Annotated in this window: 10 protein-coding genes and 1 pseudogene; 7 read left to right on the forward strand and 4 right to left on the reverse strand. The window is 40.2% G+C overall.

The annotated features are described in order from the left end of the window. Positions 1–4: 4 nt before the first annotated feature. From ACGTN9_RS03005 to ACGTN9_RS03025, 5 genes and pseudogenes are all read left to right on the forward strand, one after another. Entirely contained in the window at positions 5–2041 is a 2037-nt protein-coding gene (locus ACGTN9_RS03005; RefSeq protein WP_499590366.1) for a glycosyltransferase, read from the forward strand. A gap of 23 nt (positions 2042–2064) precedes the next feature. Beyond that, a pseudogene (locus tag ACGTN9_RS03010) lies at positions 2065–3234 on the forward strand (CDP-glycerol glycerophosphotransferase family protein); the annotation flags it as partial. Positions 3235–3362: 128 nt separating this feature from the next. Continuing rightward, positions 3363–4184: an ABC transporter permease gene (locus ACGTN9_RS03015; RefSeq protein ID WP_499590368.1), complete on the forward strand. Its 822-nt coding sequence runs from the start codon at positions 3363–3365 to the stop codon at positions 4182–4184. Positions 4185–4201: 17 nt separating this feature from the next. Next, on the forward strand, positions 4202–5014 hold the full coding sequence (gene tagH / locus ACGTN9_RS03020) for a teichoic acids export ABC transporter ATP-binding subunit TagH (RefSeq protein WP_499590370.1): 813 nt from the start codon (positions 4202–4204) through the stop codon (positions 5012–5014). Positions 5015–5449: 435 nt separating this feature from the next. Next, positions 5450–8941 carry a glucosaminidase domain-containing protein gene (locus ACGTN9_RS03025; protein ID WP_499590529.1) on the forward strand — a complete coding sequence of 1164 codons (3492 nt, stop codon included), beginning with the start codon at positions 5450–5452 and terminating at the stop codon, positions 8939–8941. Positions 8942–8995: 54 nt separating this feature from the next. On the opposite strand, the gene ACGTN9_RS03030 is transcribed toward ACGTN9_RS03025, so the two are convergent. The 4 genes from ACGTN9_RS03030 to ACGTN9_RS03045 all read right to left on the reverse strand — a co-directional run bounded on the left by ACGTN9_RS03030 (position 8996) and on the right by ACGTN9_RS03045 (position 15710). Beyond that, the gene (locus tag ACGTN9_RS03030; RefSeq protein ID WP_499590372.1) at positions 8996–11167 is read right to left on the reverse strand and encodes a C39 family peptidase; all 2172 of its coding nucleotides are present in this window, start codon (positions 11165–11167) and stop codon (positions 8996–8998) included. Between the two features lie 355 nt (positions 11168–11522). Then, the gene (locus ACGTN9_RS03035) at positions 11523–12707 is read right to left on the reverse strand and encodes a glycosyltransferase family 4 protein (protein WP_499590374.1); all 1185 of its coding nucleotides are present in this window, start codon (positions 12705–12707) and stop codon (positions 11523–11525) included. Beyond that, a complete protein-coding gene (gene murJ / locus ACGTN9_RS03040; protein ID WP_499590376.1) occupies positions 12707–14233 on the reverse strand; it encodes a murein biosynthesis integral membrane protein MurJ in 1527 nt (508 codons plus the stop codon). The genes ACGTN9_RS03035 and murJ overlap by 1 nt, the downstream gene beginning before the upstream one ends. A 4-nt stretch (positions 14234–14237) precedes the next feature. Beyond that, the gene (locus tag ACGTN9_RS03045; RefSeq protein ID WP_499590378.1) at positions 14238–15710 is read right to left on the reverse strand and encodes an O-antigen ligase family protein; all 1473 of its coding nucleotides are present in this window, start codon (positions 15708–15710) and stop codon (positions 14238–14240) included. 139 nt (positions 15711–15849) lie between these two features. Here ACGTN9_RS03045 and ACGTN9_RS03050 point away from each other — a divergent pair, with 139 nt between their 5' ends. Together ACGTN9_RS03050 and ACGTN9_RS03055 are read left to right on the forward strand one after the other, a co-directional pair. After that, a complete protein-coding gene (locus ACGTN9_RS03050) occupies positions 15850–16584 on the forward strand; it encodes a WecB/TagA/CpsF family glycosyltransferase (RefSeq protein WP_499590380.1) in 735 nt (244 codons plus the stop codon). Continuing rightward, a complete protein-coding gene (locus tag ACGTN9_RS03055; protein ID WP_499590382.1) occupies positions 16473–17711 on the forward strand; it encodes a glycosyltransferase in 1239 nt (412 codons plus the stop codon). The genes ACGTN9_RS03050 and ACGTN9_RS03055 overlap by 112 nt, the downstream gene beginning before the upstream one ends. Positions 17712–17842 lie beyond the last annotated feature (131 nt).

Raw genomic sequence — 17842 nt, forward strand, 5'->3', positions numbered from 1 at the left:
TCTAATGTCTTCTATCCAAGTGAAACCATATTTTATCTTGAATACTATCGCCTCTAAAAGAGGCGGGTTGACAAAAGCAGTTGTTAATCGCATGAAGATGTTTAGGAATGAATTTCCTGAAGTAGATGTGCAGCTGCTTACTATTTCTTATCAACGGAACCTACAGAAAGATTTGAGAGAAATGAGAGAACTTGGGGAGTTGTCTGAAGACATCGAAATCCGTAATTTCTTTTACGATATCGACCCCTCCAAACATCAAGAAATTCAACTTGATGATGATGCTCATGCGAAAGAAGAAAAAGGGTTTGAACGTAAACCTGATGAAAAAAGGGATAATGCTTACCGCTATTTTATAAACGGAAAATACATTAAATATAAGCGTTTTAATGAAGATGAAAAGTTGATGTATATCGACTATTTCAATGATTCCAGGCGGCGTTACAAGCGGGAAGAGTATGCAGTCAGCGGACAGCTGACGCGAGTGATAGATTTCGATCCTGAAACCAGGAAAGAGACCTTCCACCATCATGTAGGTAAAAATGGTGAAACGTTTATATCGATTGAAGTTAATGATAAAAAACAGTGGGTGAGATGCAAGCTGCACGCTCCTGAGTCAATCACCTTTGCCAGTATGGCAGAGGCTTATGTCTACTGGATTGAACAAGTGATAGAAGATGATAAGGCACCGGTGTTATTTTCTGAATTCAGAGACAGGTTATATAACCTCCCAGATAAAAATCTGGACTACACTGTTATTCAAGTAAAACATCCATCAGTACGCAAAGTGACATTCTCACATAGTAGTCATTTTGCAAAACCATTTACAAAATATGCTCCAATTAGTGCGGTGTGGGATACACTTTACAATCATTTGAATGAGTTTGACAAGCATATCTTCCTGACCAATGGTCAAAAAGAATCGGTAGCGAAATTATACGGTGACAGGCCCAGCTATACTGTCATCCCTCATTTTGTTGCTGAACCTGATAAAGAAGGCATAGGGAAGGAATATGATAAAAATAAAGTTATACTAGTCGCCCGCCTTCATTATAAAAAAAGAGTAGAGGACGGAATCAAAGCTTTCAAAAAGGTTGTTGAATATAACCCTGATGCCGTATTGGAGATATATGGATTTAGCTATAAGGATAAAAGAGAAAGTAACATAAACTCATTGATAGAAGACCTGAACTTATCCAATAATATTGTTATGAAAGGGTTCACGACAGATATGGGCTCGGTTTATAAAAGTGCTTATCTCACCATAATGACTTCACGTTCTGAAGGTTTCGGCATGGTAATGACCGAAAGTATGTCTTTCGGGACGCCTGTTATTGCTTATGATATTAATTTCGGCCCAAGTGATATCATCACTCATGGAGAAAATGGTTACTTAGTAAGAGATGGTGATACAGATGAACTTGGCAGACGAATAATTGAGTTGATGAAAGATGAAGATAAAAGAAATCAATTCTCAAATCAATCATTTTCGGTAGTGGAAAAGTTCAGTTATAACCAATTTGTGCAAAATTGGAAAAAACTACTAAAAGAATTGAATGATGAAGAGCCTGTAATAAGACAAGAGAAGCCGGAATTCGTTTTGCCTTATACCCTCAAAGAAGTAAATTTCGACCAACAACGATTAGTTTTAAAAATGGAAAAACTTGATCTTTTCATGCAAGAAGTCCAACTATATCTTAGGGGTAGGAAATCTACCTGGATCCAGTTCTACGAAATAAAGGAGACTGGGGAGGAAGCTTACGCTGAAATCCCATTTGAAGATCTGGAGCAACTGGACTTTATTGGAGATTTCAGTATTCGACTGGCTCAGGGCGCTTTCGCTAAGGATATCCGTCTTTCTTATCACGATGAGAGTCATACAGTTCAAAAAAATAACTTCAATTACCGGCTTTATTCTACTAAACATGGTAACCTTTCAATTAAAGTGACAGAGAGCCAAGAGAAAGCTTCTCCATCTAAGAAAGAAAAGCATTCTGTGGTGAATAAAGTCAAACAAATGATTGGTAAAATGACGGGGGATTAAACTAGATGAAAGCTATTTTAAGAAAGGCATTTATCAAAGCCTCTTTAACAAAACTTTATAAGCTATTTTTTAAAGTCGCTGGTAAAGTATTGCCGGTTGATTCGAAATTGGTGATTTTTGAAAGTTTTTTAGGGAAACAATATAGCGACAGCCCGCGGGCTATATATGAATATATGGCTGAACATAATCCGGAATATAAACTAATTTGGAGCATGGACCGTTCTTCCATCCCTTATTTCAAAGAACAGGGAATAGAGATGGTGCCTCGCTTTTCTATAAAGTGGCTAGTGGCGATGAACAGGGCACGTTATTGGGTTTCAAATAGCCGTTTGCCATTATGGATCCCTAAGCCTAAGCATACGGAGTATTTACAGACATGGCACGGTACTCCTTTAAAGAGATTGGCAGCCGATATGAAAGATGTTCAGATGCCTGGCACAGATATTCAGCGTTATAAAAAGAACTTTAAGAAAGCTTCAAGTAAGTGGGACTATTTAATATCACCGAATGCTTATTCGACAGAGATTTTTCGTAGAGCCTTTAGCTTTGACAAAGAAGTTCTTGAGACCGGGTATCCAAGAAATGACTATTTATATAATGCCAATCAGGACAGTCATATTAGTAGGTTAAAAGAACAAATGGGTATTGATTTAAACAAAAAAGTTCTTTTATATGCGCCAACCTGGAGAGATAATGAATACCATCACAAAGGAAAATATAAATACTCTTCTCCCTTGAACTTAGACAAGCTTCAAGCTGATTTAGGTGAGGATTATGTCGTGCTGATGCGGATGCATTATTTAGTGGCGGATCAATTAGATTTGAGTGAATACGAAGGGTTTGTATATGATTTCTCCCATTATACGGATATACGTGATTTATACTTAGTTTCAGATATTTTGATTACTGATTATTCCTCTGTATTTTTCGATTTTGCCAACTTGAAGCGTCCAATGATTTTTTATGTATATGATTTAGAATATTACCGCGACCAGTTAAGAGGATTTTATTTCGATTTTGAAAAAGAAGCCCCCGGACCTTTAGTTAAAACCACAGATGAGTTAGTTTCGGCAATTAAAAGCGGGGAAGAAAAGTTCAAACCGGAACAGTATGAAGATTTCTATCGCAGATTCTGTGAATGGGAAGATGGTAATGCTTCCAGAAGAGTAGTAGACAGGTTTATAAAGACCTGATAAATATAATCAGTATGTGATTTGATTATATTTTGATGACATTTGAAGATTCCAATTGTTAAACAAAATCAGATTGGATATAATGGCATTTGTCAGAGTTAAGCTTTATTGAAGAAGGGATATAAATAATGAAAGCTGCAGTCACTGTTTTAAAGGAACAGATCAAATATTTTTATTTGGTTAAACGATTGTCATTTTATGAGTTGAAGAGTACTAATTCTAATAATTATTTAGGAATGTTCTGGGAGCTATTGAATCCTGCCATCCAAATAGCCATTTATTGGTTTGTATTTGGTTTTGGTATATTAAGGGATAAAAGAGGCCAAATTGGTGATATCGACTACTTTCCCTGGCTTTTAGGCGGGATTGTTGTATGGTTCTTCATTAATCAAGGATTATTGAAGTCATCAAAATCGATCTATACCAAAATCAAAATGTTATCAAAAATGAATTTTCCAATGAGCGTCATTCCCAATTACGTTATATTTGCTAATTTTTATTCTCATCTAATGTTATTGGGGTTTATCATTCTTATTTTGCAATTTTTAGGATTTTCGATTTTCAGTATGGGGATTTATTATTTGCAGCTGCCAATTTACATGTTCGGTGTAGTAGCATTGATTTTTGCCATTTCTTTAATCACTTCCACGTTGTCTACCATAATTCGAGATGTTCAAATGTTACTGCAATCAGTACTAAGAATGCTATTGTATCTTTCTCCGATTCTATGGGATGTCAGCGGGTTACCGCACTGGGTGCAGACTGTAATGAAAATCAATCCATTTTATTATATTGTGGAAGGGTATCGTCATTCTTTGGTGACCGGTGGATGGTATTTTATAGAAGAATGGCAGTATACACTTTATTTCTTTGGGCTGTTATTACTATTGTTCGTAATAGGTGCAGCATTACATGTTAAGTTCAGAAGACATTTTGTTGATTTTCTATAAATTGGAAGTGTTAACTTATGAGTAAATCAGTCATAGTAAAAAATATCAGTAAAAAGTACAAACTGTTCAATAATCCCAAAGAGCGACTATTAGACTTGGTCATCCCCAAGAAAAGTTATGGGGAGGATTTTTATGCCCTCCAAAATGTCAGCTTTGATGTTGAGCAGGGAGACATTGTGGGATTTGTGGGGGTCAATGGATCAGGTAAGTCCACGCTTTCAAATATTATTGCCGGAGTAATACCAGAGACATCAGGAACAGTTGAAGTCAATGGGCAGGCTGCCTTGATTGCAGTAAACACCGGGTTGGATGGAAAGTTGACTGGGAGAGAAAATGTTGAATTAAAGCTTTTAATGTTAGGCTTTAATAAGCAAGAGATTAACGAGCTTGAGGATGAAATAATTGAATTTGCGGAAATTGGCAAGTTTATAGACCAGCCTGTAAAATCTTATTCCAGTGGAATGAAGTCAAGGCTCGGGTTTGCAATATCTGTTAATATCGACCCGGATATACTGCTAATTGATGAAGCACTATCGGTTGGAGATAAAGCATTTGCTGAGAAAAGTTTATCGAAGATGCATGAGTTCAAAAAAAGTGGAAAGACAATGTTTTTTGTCAGCCACTCGTTAGGACAAATGAAAGAATTCTGCGAGAAAATCCTCTGGCTGGAATATGGGGAAGTGAAGGCATATGGATCCGTTGATGAAGTACTTCCTCAATACCAGGAATTCCTTAATAAATATAAAAAAATGAGTAAAAAAGAAAAACAGCAATATAGAGAAGAAGTAAGTAAAAAACAAAGCGGAATAGGATTAGCTTCTTCCAACTAAAAAAAGGACAGCTGGATTTAAAATTCAGCTGTCCTTTTTTATATTATTTTTTTCCCAGCACGGGCCTGGGAAATTTTTAATGTTTAAATAGTAATTTAGCTGGAATTTAGTGGTAAAGTATTTACTTTTATCAGAATTTGTCGATGTAATGTATAAGAGACACTTTATATTATGTAAAAAAACCATTTTATAGGCCTTACATAACTTAATTTCTATGATAAACCACTAGATGCAATATATTTGTAAATTAAAATTAAAATTATGAAATTTATCGAAATATAGGCTTAACATTTTTGACAAAATTCGGCATAATAGGAAAGTGCATCTATAAAATTCTAAAAGGTGGTGACGCTAGTCTAGTATATTAATAGCTTCAATAGTAAAAATTCTTCAGGAAATGAAATTTAACAAATGGAGGAGTGATTAGTGAACGCTATGTTAAAAAAAGTTAATATTCTTCTTATGGTTTTTGCACTTTTTATTCAGCTCATTCCATTACATATGGTGGACGCCGCCACGGGAACTAAGGCAGATGAGAAGGTTATTGGAGTAGTATTTTCTGATAATATCGGAGAAGAAGTGAAACTTCTGGAAGAAAAGGATGCAAATAGTGATGTACTCGTACATATACCGGATGATTCAGAAGTCATTGTCGAAGAAATAGGTGATAAATATACTAAGGTCACTTATGAAGGGATTGATTCTGTACAAGTATGGACTGGTTTTCTTGACCAAAACTATTTGGTTGATGAGGCAGAAGCAGAACAAATCCGTACTTCCCGTGAGCAGCAAACAATAGACCAGGAGAAAAGTGCTGACGAGTTATCCTCAACGAAAAGTGTAGAAGGACAGGAAATAGATGAGGACACAGAGTCTACTGTCACGGAAGAATCGCCTATCGAAGGAGAGGCTGGCGAGGAATCGCCGGAGATGAATGACATTTCCTCTGAAGACACGTCAGTAAGTAGTGATGAGGCAGATCTTTCAACTGAGGAAAAAGCTGCTGAAGATAAGGTCGTTGAAGGTAATGAAGAGGAAGAGACTATAGAAACTGAGTCTTCTTCAAATGAGCTTCCAGGTGAGGAGAACCCAGACGCAGAGGAAAAAGATGTGAAAGCTCAAGAGGAAAGTTTTACCGACGAACAAGTCTCCATCGCTGGTATGGAAAAGAAGTCCCTGACAATGACCAGTATAGAAACTACTCAAACATATCATGGAGTTGCTTTAAAGGCTCCTACGAATGTTTATGCGGAAACTTCAACAGGATCTAAAGTGCTGAAAAGTTATGCGCAAGGTTCTGTACTGAAATACAGTGGTTTCTCTAACGAAAACTGGTATGTCGCCACTGTTTATATCAATGGAAATCCTACTACCGGTTATATCAGTAAAGGGGATGTAGAGAATCTGGCAGATTCTCAAACTACTTTATACGGGGTGGCACAAGCTGATCCTACTAATATTTATTCCAAAGCTTCGACAAACTCGAATGTCTGGAAGAGTTATAACATGGGCTCAGTTTTGAAGTATCAAACGTTCTCCTCTGGCTGGTATGAGGCGACCGTTTATGCTGAAGGGAGCTTTAGAACAGGCTACATTAAAGCAAGTGATGTAAGCAATGGAGATAGTTCTTCGACTACTCTGTATGGAATAGGCTTGCAAAGCCCGACGAAGGTCTATAGAGAGGCTGCCACCAGCTCATCTGCCTGGAAAAGTTATGCTGAAGGTACAGTATTGAAATATGAAACTTTTACCACTGGATGGCATAAAGCAACTGTCTATGCTAACGGAAAATATCGTACTGGATATATTAAGACAGATCATGTCGAAAATATAGATGCTGATCCAACAACTTTAAGGGGCGTAGGCATGAATAGTCCAACCCCCATATATGCTAAAGCCTCAACCAGTGCTGATATTTTAAAAAGTTATAGTCAGGGTACAGTATTGAAATATGAAACATTCACTTCCGGATGGTATAAAGCTACTGTTTATGTCAACGGGAAAAAGACAGCAGGTTATATTAATGCTAATCATGTGCAAAACGGGGATAACGACCAAACTGTTATTTATGGTATAGGTCTTAAAAACCCTACCAACATCTACTCAGATGTTACTACAAGCTCTAATGTAATAAAAACTTATGGCCAAGGTACGGTTTTAAAATACGAAACCTTTATATCAGGCTGGTATGAAGCTACTGTCTACGTGAACGGTAAAAGAAGACATGGATACATTAATGCCAGTGACACAGAGAATAGTGTAGCTAATCCGACTACTCTGTCAGGGATTGGGATTAAGGCCCCTACGAACATTTATGCGGATGCTACAACCAGTTCCGAAGTCTTAAAAACTTATGGGCAAGGAACTGTTTTGAAGTATCAAACTTTCACCACAAATTGGTATCAAGCAGTCGTCTATAGTAACGGTAAGTGGAGAAATGGCTATATCTATAAGGAAGATGTGGAAAACGGCGACCCTTCTCCAGCATCCTTAAAAGGGATTGGATTAGCAGATCCGACCAATGTATATTCTCAAGCCACATTAAGTTCTGATGTATTGAAAGCCTTTAAGCAAGGGGAAATACTTGGCTATCAATCTTTTACAGAAGATTGGTATAAAATCACTGTGGATATTAATGGAGCAAGCAAAACCGGGTATATCCATAATACCCATGTCCAGGGACTAACTGATGAAACATCCACGTTCCAAGTAAGAGCCCTCGACAAGGTGAATGTGCATGATTTAGCTTCACGTAAATCGAACGTTTTAAAGTCATATGAAAAAGACTCTATTCTTAAGGTTTACACTTTTACTGAGGATTGGTATAAAGTGAAGGTTTTAATCAATGGCAAATATGTAACTGGGTATATTGCTGAAAGTGATGTAACTACAAATTTAGAGCCAGAACCAGATAAAACCTACATTGATACGGATTTGAGAAAACCCTCTAATGTAACTGCCCAGGAAATAGTAGATTACTTCAATCGGACAAGACCAGAAAGTCCATTGAAGGACTTGGCTCAAGACTTTATTGACGTTCAGAATGAATATGGTGTCAATGCAGTTTATCTTGTTGCACATACGATTTGGGAAACAGGCTGGGGCGGCTCTAACCTGATGGATTACAAAAACAATCTATACGGTTATGGTGCGTATGATGTCTGCCCATTCACTTGTGGATATTATTATCCGACAGAGGCAGAAAGCATCAACTCTGTAGCCTATATGGTCAGAACAAATTACCTGAATCCTGATGGGCGGTATTATAACGGACCAACACTGATTGGTATGAACGTCAGATATGCAACCGACCAAAATTGGAAAAATGGTATTGCAAGGTTGATGGAAAGCATCCGTCCATATGATGCAAAGCATTATTCTTCAGCCTCTATCATGCCAATGAATGAAAGTTCATCTGGTACTTACGGGCGCAATATTCCTGAAAGCCAGCCATACCCGGAAGATGTAATTATAAACTTTCCGGAGGGCATAACAGCTACATTGCTGGAAAACTCAAACTATCGTACGCTGCCATATACATCCTCTTCGACCTATGTTGGGACATTAACGCAGTCTTCTGAAGTAACCATTCTTGGTTATAATGAGGATGTGCGTGAAAATGGAAGCTATCCATATGACAACAGATGGTATCGAGTGTTAGTAGATGGTAGAACAGTTTGGGTATATGGAAAATCACTTGCAATGAACAACTTAATCCAAGTCAACGAAGACGTTTCAACTAGATTGAACATCCGTAACGCTCCAAATGGAGATATTATTGGTAAAACATATCCAGGAGATTTCTTGAGAGCTGTACTGGAAGATGGCCAATTCATTGTAAAAGATGAATATGTTAAAATTCAGATTCCTGATTCTACTGAATCGGGGTGGGTTCATCAGGACTTTGTCCATATTGTTATCAACTGATAGTACATTAAAACCCCCGGCCGAGGCTGGGGGTTTTAAGTTACAAAAAATTTATTAATTAATGGTAATTGCTCTTCTTCCCATTTCATTCCACCGCTCTTTGACTAACTCCTTGTCATAGACGACTCTTTCCCCAATATAAGGATCATGGACAATCAAGTTATTTTCAGAAACGCCGACAACAACAAAAGCGTGTTCATTAGCCTGCCAAGTCACCTTATTATAATTTTTGTCGTACCATGAAAGACTTTGATAACTCGGTAGAAGATTAATGGTCGCCCACATGACAATAGGAGTACCTGATTTTACTACGGCTAACTGTTCATTAAAGGATTTACCAGTCAGCTTTACTCCTTTTCCGTTGGTATAGTGATCGACAACCTTAAGCATTGGTTTTTCGAATGCTCCGAAACTGTTGCTATTGCTTGGATGGCCGACAAACTCCTCCTCAGGATTGGCTCCCCGGAACCTGCCCTGGAACCAATAGGGTCTAGGCCCTTTAGGAAGAACATTGACTACATCTCTAACTGAAACATCATATCCTTCACCTTTCAGAAGCATGGCTACCGATACTGATTCACATCCGGTTGGGTAGGCAGGGAACTGATCCAACACTGGAGTTCCTCTAATGATTTTGTCATCAGCTGAAACCAAGTCAAGATCACTGTTATGGATGTAGCCTTTTTTAGTGGCTCCATTAACATAAACAGTTGCTTCATGCCAATTTCTTGTGTAAGACTTAAATTTTAGAATGCTTCCCTCGTCATACCCTTTGACCTTTTTTGATTGGGTGGAAGTGCTCGAATAAACATATACTCTGTTTCTCGTCGCTACCCCGCGATAATCTTTTTGTGTAGAATTGATATCAATGACATCACTTTTATGTATATAACCAGTTCGGCGTTCACCGTTAATATAAACTGTGGCCTGATACCAATCTTTCATATATGTCTTATATTGTAATACAGATCCTTCCCTATATCCTTTTAATTTTTTCGAATACTTACTCGGTTTGGCATGAACCAATGCGCTCCCATTAAAACTTATTCCTTTTTCTTTGCTTTGTTCTTTCACAGGAACTTCTACATCAGCGGCAGAAATATATCCAGTATGGGCTTTACCATTCACGAAAACAGTCGCTTTATACCATCCAGGCACATAGGTTTCATATTTTAACTTAGAGCCGGAAGGGTAACTTTTTAAAGGGTTTGAAGCCTTACTCGCTTTTTTATAAACATTCGTATGGTGTTTAAGAGAGATCCCTAAGTGAGTTACTGGTTTGTTAGTTGGTTCTGTGACATCGTTTGCCGAAATAAATCCCGTCTTTAGCTTTCCGTCCACATAAACCCTTGCTTTGTACCAACCCGACACATAGGTTTCATATTTCAGGATAGAGCCAGAAGAGTAAGTTTTCCAGGACTTGGATCCTTTATTTGCCCGTTTATATATAGGAGTCCTTGGTTGTAGTGCCACTCCGTATTTTATAACGGGATCATTAACAGGTTGTTCCACATCCTTCACAGAAATATACCCGGTTTTCGATTTGCCATTCACGAAAACAGTCGCTTTATACCAGCCGGAAATATAAGTTTCATATTTTAATAGCGAACCGTGAATATACCATTTTAATGAATCAGAAGTTGAATTAGCTTGTTCATATACATGAGTCTGATTTTTCATGGCGACCCCATAAAGTGTGACAGGGTCTTCGACAGGCTGCTCTACATCTTCAGCTGCTATATAGCCTGTCTTGGCTTTACCATTTACATATACTCTTGCTTTGTACCAATTGGAAGTGAAAGATTCATAATATAATATTGATCCCGAGTGGTAGCTTTTCCATATACCTGCACGACGGCTTGGGAGCTCAAAAACGGCAGTTTTAGCTTTTATTGCGATCCCAGTAAGCTGTTTGGGATCAGTGGTAATGGGATGTACATGTTCGGTATGTATGTAACCTTCTTTACTTTCCCCGTCTACATAAACAACGGCTCTATACCAATTATCATTTTCATCCTGGTCCCGAAAAGTTAATATACTTCCTTTATCATAGCTTTTTAATGCTTCTGACCTTGTACTTTTCGTAGAAAAGACGTAGGTGGTTTCTTGATTAGCAACACCTTTTAGTGAACTTGCTTCCGCTAAAGAGATAAAATCATAGGAAAATAACAAGCCTAACGCGATCGTGAACAACATGCTTACCTTCAAGAAAAAACTATCATTCAATAGAACCAACTCCCTATATTTTTTAACAACCTTATTAATTATAGCAAAATAGGACTAAAATGTTACATTAATTTACAATAAATCATTTAAATCGACAGGTGTATTTGGGGGTGATGAATAATAAGTTTTAGTGAATATGTGACATAATAGATCATAAGAATCAGTTGCGGGTTCTTCCTAACACTTATTAGTGACAATTTAAGGTGGAAATTCAAACAAATCTTTGATCACGACGCTCCTTTGTTAATGAGCGACAGGTGACAATACCCCGAAAACTTTAAGAAATAAAAACGTCCAGAGCTTTTTTGCTCTGGACGTCTTTATTTAAAATATTCCAAGTGACTTTACCTAAGATTCAATCGATGATCATCTTTGAATTAATTGCTTCATTATATACTGCTTCAAACCGTTCTGCGGCAGCTTGGTGTGAATAGCTTTCAGAGATTTTTCGTTTAGAATTAATTGCGATTTCCTTACCGAATTGAGGGAGATCAAGTAATTTTATGACGTGGCTGCTTAATTCTTCTACATTCCGGTCCCCGAACAGCAACCCATCTTTTTCATGGTCGATGATTTCCTTCAAACCCCCGACAGCTCCTGCAATCACCGGAGTGCCAGACCCCATAGCTTCCAGGGCAGAAATCGAGGTGGCTTCTTCGACGCCGTGGGAGTGGACACTCGGAATCAATACGATGTCAGCTGCCTGATAGAGGCTAGTCATATCTTCAGGTGCGACAGATCCGAGCAGACGTACATTTTCTTGCAGACCAAGCTCTGCAATTTTCTTTTTCATTGCCGTCATCTGCTCCCCGGTCCCGGCATAGACAAGCATGGTGTTCGGGTGCTGTTTTAAAATATCAGGAAGTGCCAAAATCGGATAGATGACTCCATTCTTTTCGGTCAGTCTGCGTGGTACAAATAACATTTTACTGTCTGTCGGGATGTCGTGTGATTGCTTCAGCTCGTCCAGATTAACATCGATCCTGTCGAAACGCTTGGTATTGATGAAGTTTTTCATCACCTGGGCTTCAACATCTGCTGTATCTTTAAGATAGTCGCGAATCCTCTGATCAACGGTAACGTTCAGGTCAGCCGCCTGGTAAGCTTCTTTTTCTAAATTTCGATACTTGTCCGCAGTATTTGTTTCCTGCTGGATGGCACCACGGCTGATTGCTTCATAAGCGTAGTAGCCATGGACTGTTGCAACTACTGGAACACCTGTAGAGGCAGAGGCTAATGTTGCGAAAATATCCTGGGAATTGATCACATCATAGTCACCGGCTTTTTCTTTTAAGGCCTTTTCCAATAGCTTCTTACGCTGCAAATCATTCAACAGCTGACCATGACCTTTTTTAAAGCGGTTGACAATGTACCCCGGAGCCTGGGCAAACAGTTTTTTCTTTAAGCTCCCAAGGTCTGAGAATGACAGTACATCAACGGTATGACCCCGTTCTTCCAATCCTTCTTTCAATGTGCTTATATGGGAAGACAGGCCGCCTTCATGGGGATAGTCGAAAATTGTAGTGATCAGAATCTTCATCAGGATTCTCCTTTACTGGTAAGGGTAGGGAAAAGTTTTTGTAATGGATACAGTCGAAAGATGTACAAGAACAGTCCGTAAAGAATAAATGTGAATAATGTCGTAATGATTAAAGATAAAAGAATAGGCATTTCCGGGAGCAGCCAGTGCAGCCCCGCCGAACCTATAAGTAACAGGAAAAGCACCCCAGCTAACCGAAACAAATGCTGGGTCGGCCTTTCGGTGCCTGACACTGCTTGTTTAGCCAGGTAGCGGTAAAGGAAAACCGTCTGGAATACCATCGAGAGACTGGTTGCAAGGGCGACACCGCCGACACCCATCGAGTAAGCGAGGCTGACACTCAGTAAGATATTCAACCCGACACCGAACAGGCAGGAGTACATTGCCATTTTTGCCAGTTTGAAAGCATAGAAGCTGTTCATCAAATAATCACGGAGTGCGAAAAATGGCAGAGCGGCAGCAAAAAAGACAAACGCCTGGCTCGTCAGCATGCTTGCTTTGTCATCAAAAGCCCCCCGTTCGAAAGCTAACTGCACAAGGGAGTCCGCTTCGATCACCATGACGACCTGAAGTGGTATTGCCAGCATGAGGATGGCTTTAACTCCCTGATTTGAGATATCCATAAATGACTGAAAGCCTTTTGTGGCGACACGGGATAAGTAAGGATATAAAATCGTTGAAATCGGCATCAAAATAATGCTCAGCGGCAACCACAATAAACGGTTGCCGTAGTTCAGTGCCGATACACTTCCTTCTTCCAGAAATGAGGACACGACCCGGTCAACGACGAGGTTCAACTGGACAACGAGTGATGCGATGATGATCGGCATAAAGGGCTTCAGTGCCTGTTTCAACGTGCTCCATTCCAGCCAAAACTTGAAGGTGATTGATATTCGTTCGCCTTTTTGAAGTCCGGGCAGCTGGATGACCAGCTGCATTGCGCTCCCGATAAGCACCCCGATCGCCAGACCATGTATGCCGATCCATTCATACAAAAGGTACATAAACAAGATGATTACCAGGTTGTTGACCAGCGGCGCCCAGGCCGGAAGCCCGAACTTTTCGTTCGAATGAAGGATGCCCTGAGTCAGGGACTGAATAGTCATGAACACAAGGCTTGGCAGCATGATCATCGTCAGGGTTACAGCAAGATCCGACTGGGCGTTTGTAAAGCCGGGTGCGAAAATATGTACTAACGGGACGACAAGCAAATAAGCGATCAATGTCAACGCAACTGAACTCAGGATGAAAAAGCTGCCGAGCCGTTGCAGCAGGTGTGAGGCCTGTTCACCTGTTCGTTCTTTTTCCTGAATGTAAAGTGGGACGATGCCTGCCTGGATGCCTGTCCCAAGTGCTGTGAACAGTATGGTGGGGATCAGAAAGGCGACAAAAAATACGTCAGCAGTGCCGGAAGCCCCGAAAAAAGAAGCAATCAGCGCTTCACGGACAAACCCGAATAACTTCCCGAACGCTGACAGGACAGTCACCATCCCGAACGCTTTCATTAATTTCGATAACTGTATCATGAAATCATGTCTCCAATTTTTTGTGACTGTTGATACTGATTATATACCCAATCAATAGATAGTAATACAGGGTGAATGTTTTGTCTTCAAGAATATTATAAAACAATCCAGCGACAAGCATGGCCGCTGTCATGGCAAGCCCGAGATTTCGCATAAGGGAATTGGGATAGCGAAACAGCTTGCCTATTAAAAAGGCCAGAAACGTGAGAAATAATAACGTACCTACTATTCCTGTTTCGACTAGAATCTCGATATACTGGTTATCGGTGTATAAGTTATCCGGCACCCCATATTCTTCATAAATCGGAGATGGGTAGCTTTTCGTAGCTGAATCTCCATAGGTAGCGAACCCGGTGCCGATGAAAGGGTGGTCAAGAAAGATTTCGATTCCTTTAAAAACGACATACAACCTTCCCCATTCAAGGCTGGATTGTAAGGTGGCACTGGAGAACATCTCCTGGAAGCGTTCAATGAACACGTTATTTTGCTTTTTTGTCTTCGAAGTGGCACTCTCTTCGGTAGTCTTCTTAATCTCAGATGTTTCAGGCTGATTTGACTCTTGCTGAAAAAAACCGCTTTCCTGAATGTAATCCACTGCTGTCACAACAGGATAGTAGATGAGAGCGAATGCCACAATTCCGTAGATGAATACGGGTACAATAGAGCGCCATTTTTTCTGGAAGAAAAGAAAGACCAGGAAACCGAATCCGAAGGCGAGAATCGTCCCGCGGGAATAGGTCAATAAAAAGGCACCCAGGATGACTATCCGAAGGAATGGCAGCAATTTGTACCAGCGTATCATATCGGGTTTTAAATAAAAGCTCATGAAAAATACGATGATTAAATAGGTAGCAAGCACATTAGGGTTGCCGATCAGTCCATAAATTCGCATTGCGTTCGCAGAAGCGAGGTTCCAGTTTTCCCATGTTTCAGGTAACAGCCAATGCCGCAAGGAGATTTTTTCGATCAGTCCGTGGACACTCAACAAGGTTGCAACAGCGAGGGAAACGGAAATGGCAGCTTTGATATCCCGCTTTTCCCATGGGAATGCACTTGCAATATAAATAAGTAAAAACATGATTAAAAAGGCACGGACCTGGAAGATACCTGCGACCAGTGATATACCGGTGAATAAACCGGAAAAGAATCCGACCCCGAGCATCAGGATGAAAAAGATAGTGAACAGATAGTTGCGTCTTAATTGTTCGATAGACGGTCGAGCAAAGATAAGGGTCATGAAAAAAAGGAGGATGATAATCAGATCCCCCAAATAGAGCAATCCTCCATTCACTTCAGTAAGAAACGGGCGTAATGGAAAGAATACCAGTAAGAAAAGCCAGCCATTCTTTACATAAAAATAACTTGTCACCAGGATGATTCCTGTTATGATATAACCAAAAAGTGGGGAAGGGAATAAAAGCGCCAGCCCCAGCAGCCCAATATGTAAAAGTAGCAGTCGATAATCAAATGGTTTCAAAAATCTCACCCCAATCATTATTTTGTTCTTATCACACATATATAATGTAGCTCATGAATTTTATGCTCGTTTAAACACTTCTTTATAATTTGATTACATTTTACTAAAATTATGTAAATTTAGCGAAAGGTTGCTTGTCATGAATAAATTTACCAGTTATGTTTCCATTAAAGGAATTCCATTCATCGATATTACACAGGAAGAATTATTGAAAAATCATCTTTACCCAGCGCTAGATAACAAAGGGAAAAACTTCGTCGTCACCGCTAACCCTGAAATCGTGATGGCTGCTGAATCAGACCTGGAATATAAATACATCCTCCAGCAGGAAGCCGATTATGTGGTCGCAGACGGCATCGGTATCATTATTGCCTCAAAAATCATAAAAAAACCGTTACCGGAACGAATCCCCGGGTATGATTTAATGCTTGAGCTGCTAGACTATGGTAATAAGAAAAAACTGAGATGTTATTTGCTGGGAGCGACAGATAAAGTGGCTGACAAAGCGGCTGACAACATTAAAAAGGCTTATCCTAATCTTGATATTTGCGGATATCATCATGGTTATTTCGATGATGATGACGAATCGATATTAGAAGAAATTAAATCCGTTACTCCTGATTTGATATTTGTAGCGCTCGGTTTCCCGCGCCAGGAAAAATGGATCACAAAAGCGGTTAAGCAACTGGACCATGGTCTCTTGATGGGGGTAGGAGGAAGTCTCGATGTCTGGGCCGGAGAAATGAAACGTGCTCCCAAGTTGTGGCAGCGTTTGAATCTGGAGTGGCTGTACCGGCTGATCAAACGTCCATCCCGCTGGAAGCGAATGCTTCAGCTGCCGCGGTTTCTCTGGCATATTATCCGAAAAAAATAAAGTCCGTAGAAACGAGGGTATCAATAATGAAAGTGCTTCATTTAAATGCAGGCAATGAAACAGGAGGCGGCATGTTCCATATCCTTTCCCTTCTCAACCAACTCGATCGGGAAAGTTTTGTCCTCGGGGTATGTGAAGAAGGGGAAATGCTTAAACGCGCCCGTGAACTTGGTATCCGCACGGTTGTGTTCCGGCAAAGCCGCCAGCTGGACTTGCGTGTAATGAAAAAGCTGAGGCACTACATAAAGGAAGAGAATATTGATATCATTCATACCCATGGCCCCCGGGCGAATGTGATTGTCCATGCTATGAAGCACTGGCTGGATATCCCCTGGGTCGTCACGGTGCACAGCGACCCAAGGGATGATTTCATGGGCAAGGGTTTGAAAGGCAACCTGATGCGCCGGTTGCAGCAAAGGACGATTCGCTCGGCTGACCACTGTATCGCAATTTCGGAGCGGTTCAAAAAAGTTCTGCTCGATTTTTCTATACCACAAGAAAAGATTACGACTATACTGAATGGCCTGGATTTTGATTATCAGATGGAGCGGCCTTACACACGAGAAGAGCTCGGGTTTCAGGAGACCGACTTTTTGGTAGTGATGGTCGCCAGGCTCGAACCGGTCAAACAGCACGCACTTGCATTTGTAGCTTTCCGGGAAGTTCTGAAAAAATATCCTAAGTGTAAGCTGGTACTGGTCGGGGACGGTCCAGAACGTAATAACCTTGTGAATCTAGCGAGTAAATTGCACATGGAAGAGGCAATTTATTTCCTCGGCCACCGTAACGATGTCGATCGTATTTTGCCGATGATGGATGTAGAACTGTTGACCTCAAAAAGCGAAAGCTTCCCGCTTGTTTTACTCGAAGCGGCCCGGGCGGAAGTACCTGTCATCAGCACCGACGTCGGAGGTGTAAAACAGCTGGTGCTTTCGGAAGAATACGGATGGCTGGTACAGGACTTGAGTAAGAATTCAATTGCAGTGGCAATTGCAGAGGCGGTTGAATGGAAAGAAGAAGGGAAGCTCAAAGGGGTCGGGGAAGCATTACATAATCACGCAGCAGCCAATTTCTCCATTGATCAATTCGCCTCCCAAGTACAGAGTGTTTATAAAAAATTGCATTAATACCAATACTACCCCGGAGCCCTCCAAATTTTTGTGGGTCTCCGGGGTGTTTTCGTTCACACTCCAGGTCCTCCAGATATTGGATACCCATACCCTTAACACTAAATTGTAATGTGGATGCTCGACAAAAT

It is taken from the genome of Halobacillus sp. B23F22_5 (genome assembly GCF_043497085.1).
Lineage (GTDB): Bacteria > Bacillota > Bacilli > Bacillales > Halobacillaceae > Thalassobacillus.

Excerpts from the sequence above, each read along its gene's own strand:
- ACGTN9_RS03025 (WP_499590529.1), top strand. The coding sequence starts at position 5,450 with ATGTTAAAAAAAGTTAATATTCTTCTTATGGTTTTTGCACTTTTTATT.
- tagH (WP_499590370.1), top strand. The coding sequence starts at position 4,202 with ATGAGTAAATCAGTCATAGTAAAAAATATCAGTAAAAAGTACAAACTG.
- ACGTN9_RS03015 (WP_499590368.1), top strand. The coding sequence starts at position 3,363 with ATGAAAGCTGCAGTCACTGTTTTAAAGGAACAGATCAAATATTTTTAT.
- ACGTN9_RS03050 (WP_499590380.1), top strand. The coding sequence starts at position 15,850 with ATGAATAAATTTACCAGTTATGTTTCCATTAAAGGAATTCCATTCATC.
- ACGTN9_RS03035 (WP_499590374.1), bottom strand. The coding sequence starts at position 12,707 with ATGAAGATTCTGATCACTACAATTTTCGACTATCCCCATGAAGGCGGC.
- murJ (WP_499590376.1), bottom strand. The coding sequence starts at position 14,233 with ATGATACAGTTATCGAAATTAATGAAAGCGTTCGGGATGGTGACTGTC.
- ACGTN9_RS03005 (WP_499590366.1), top strand. The coding sequence starts at position 5 with ATGTCTTCTATCCAAGTGAAACCATATTTTATCTTGAATACTATCGCC.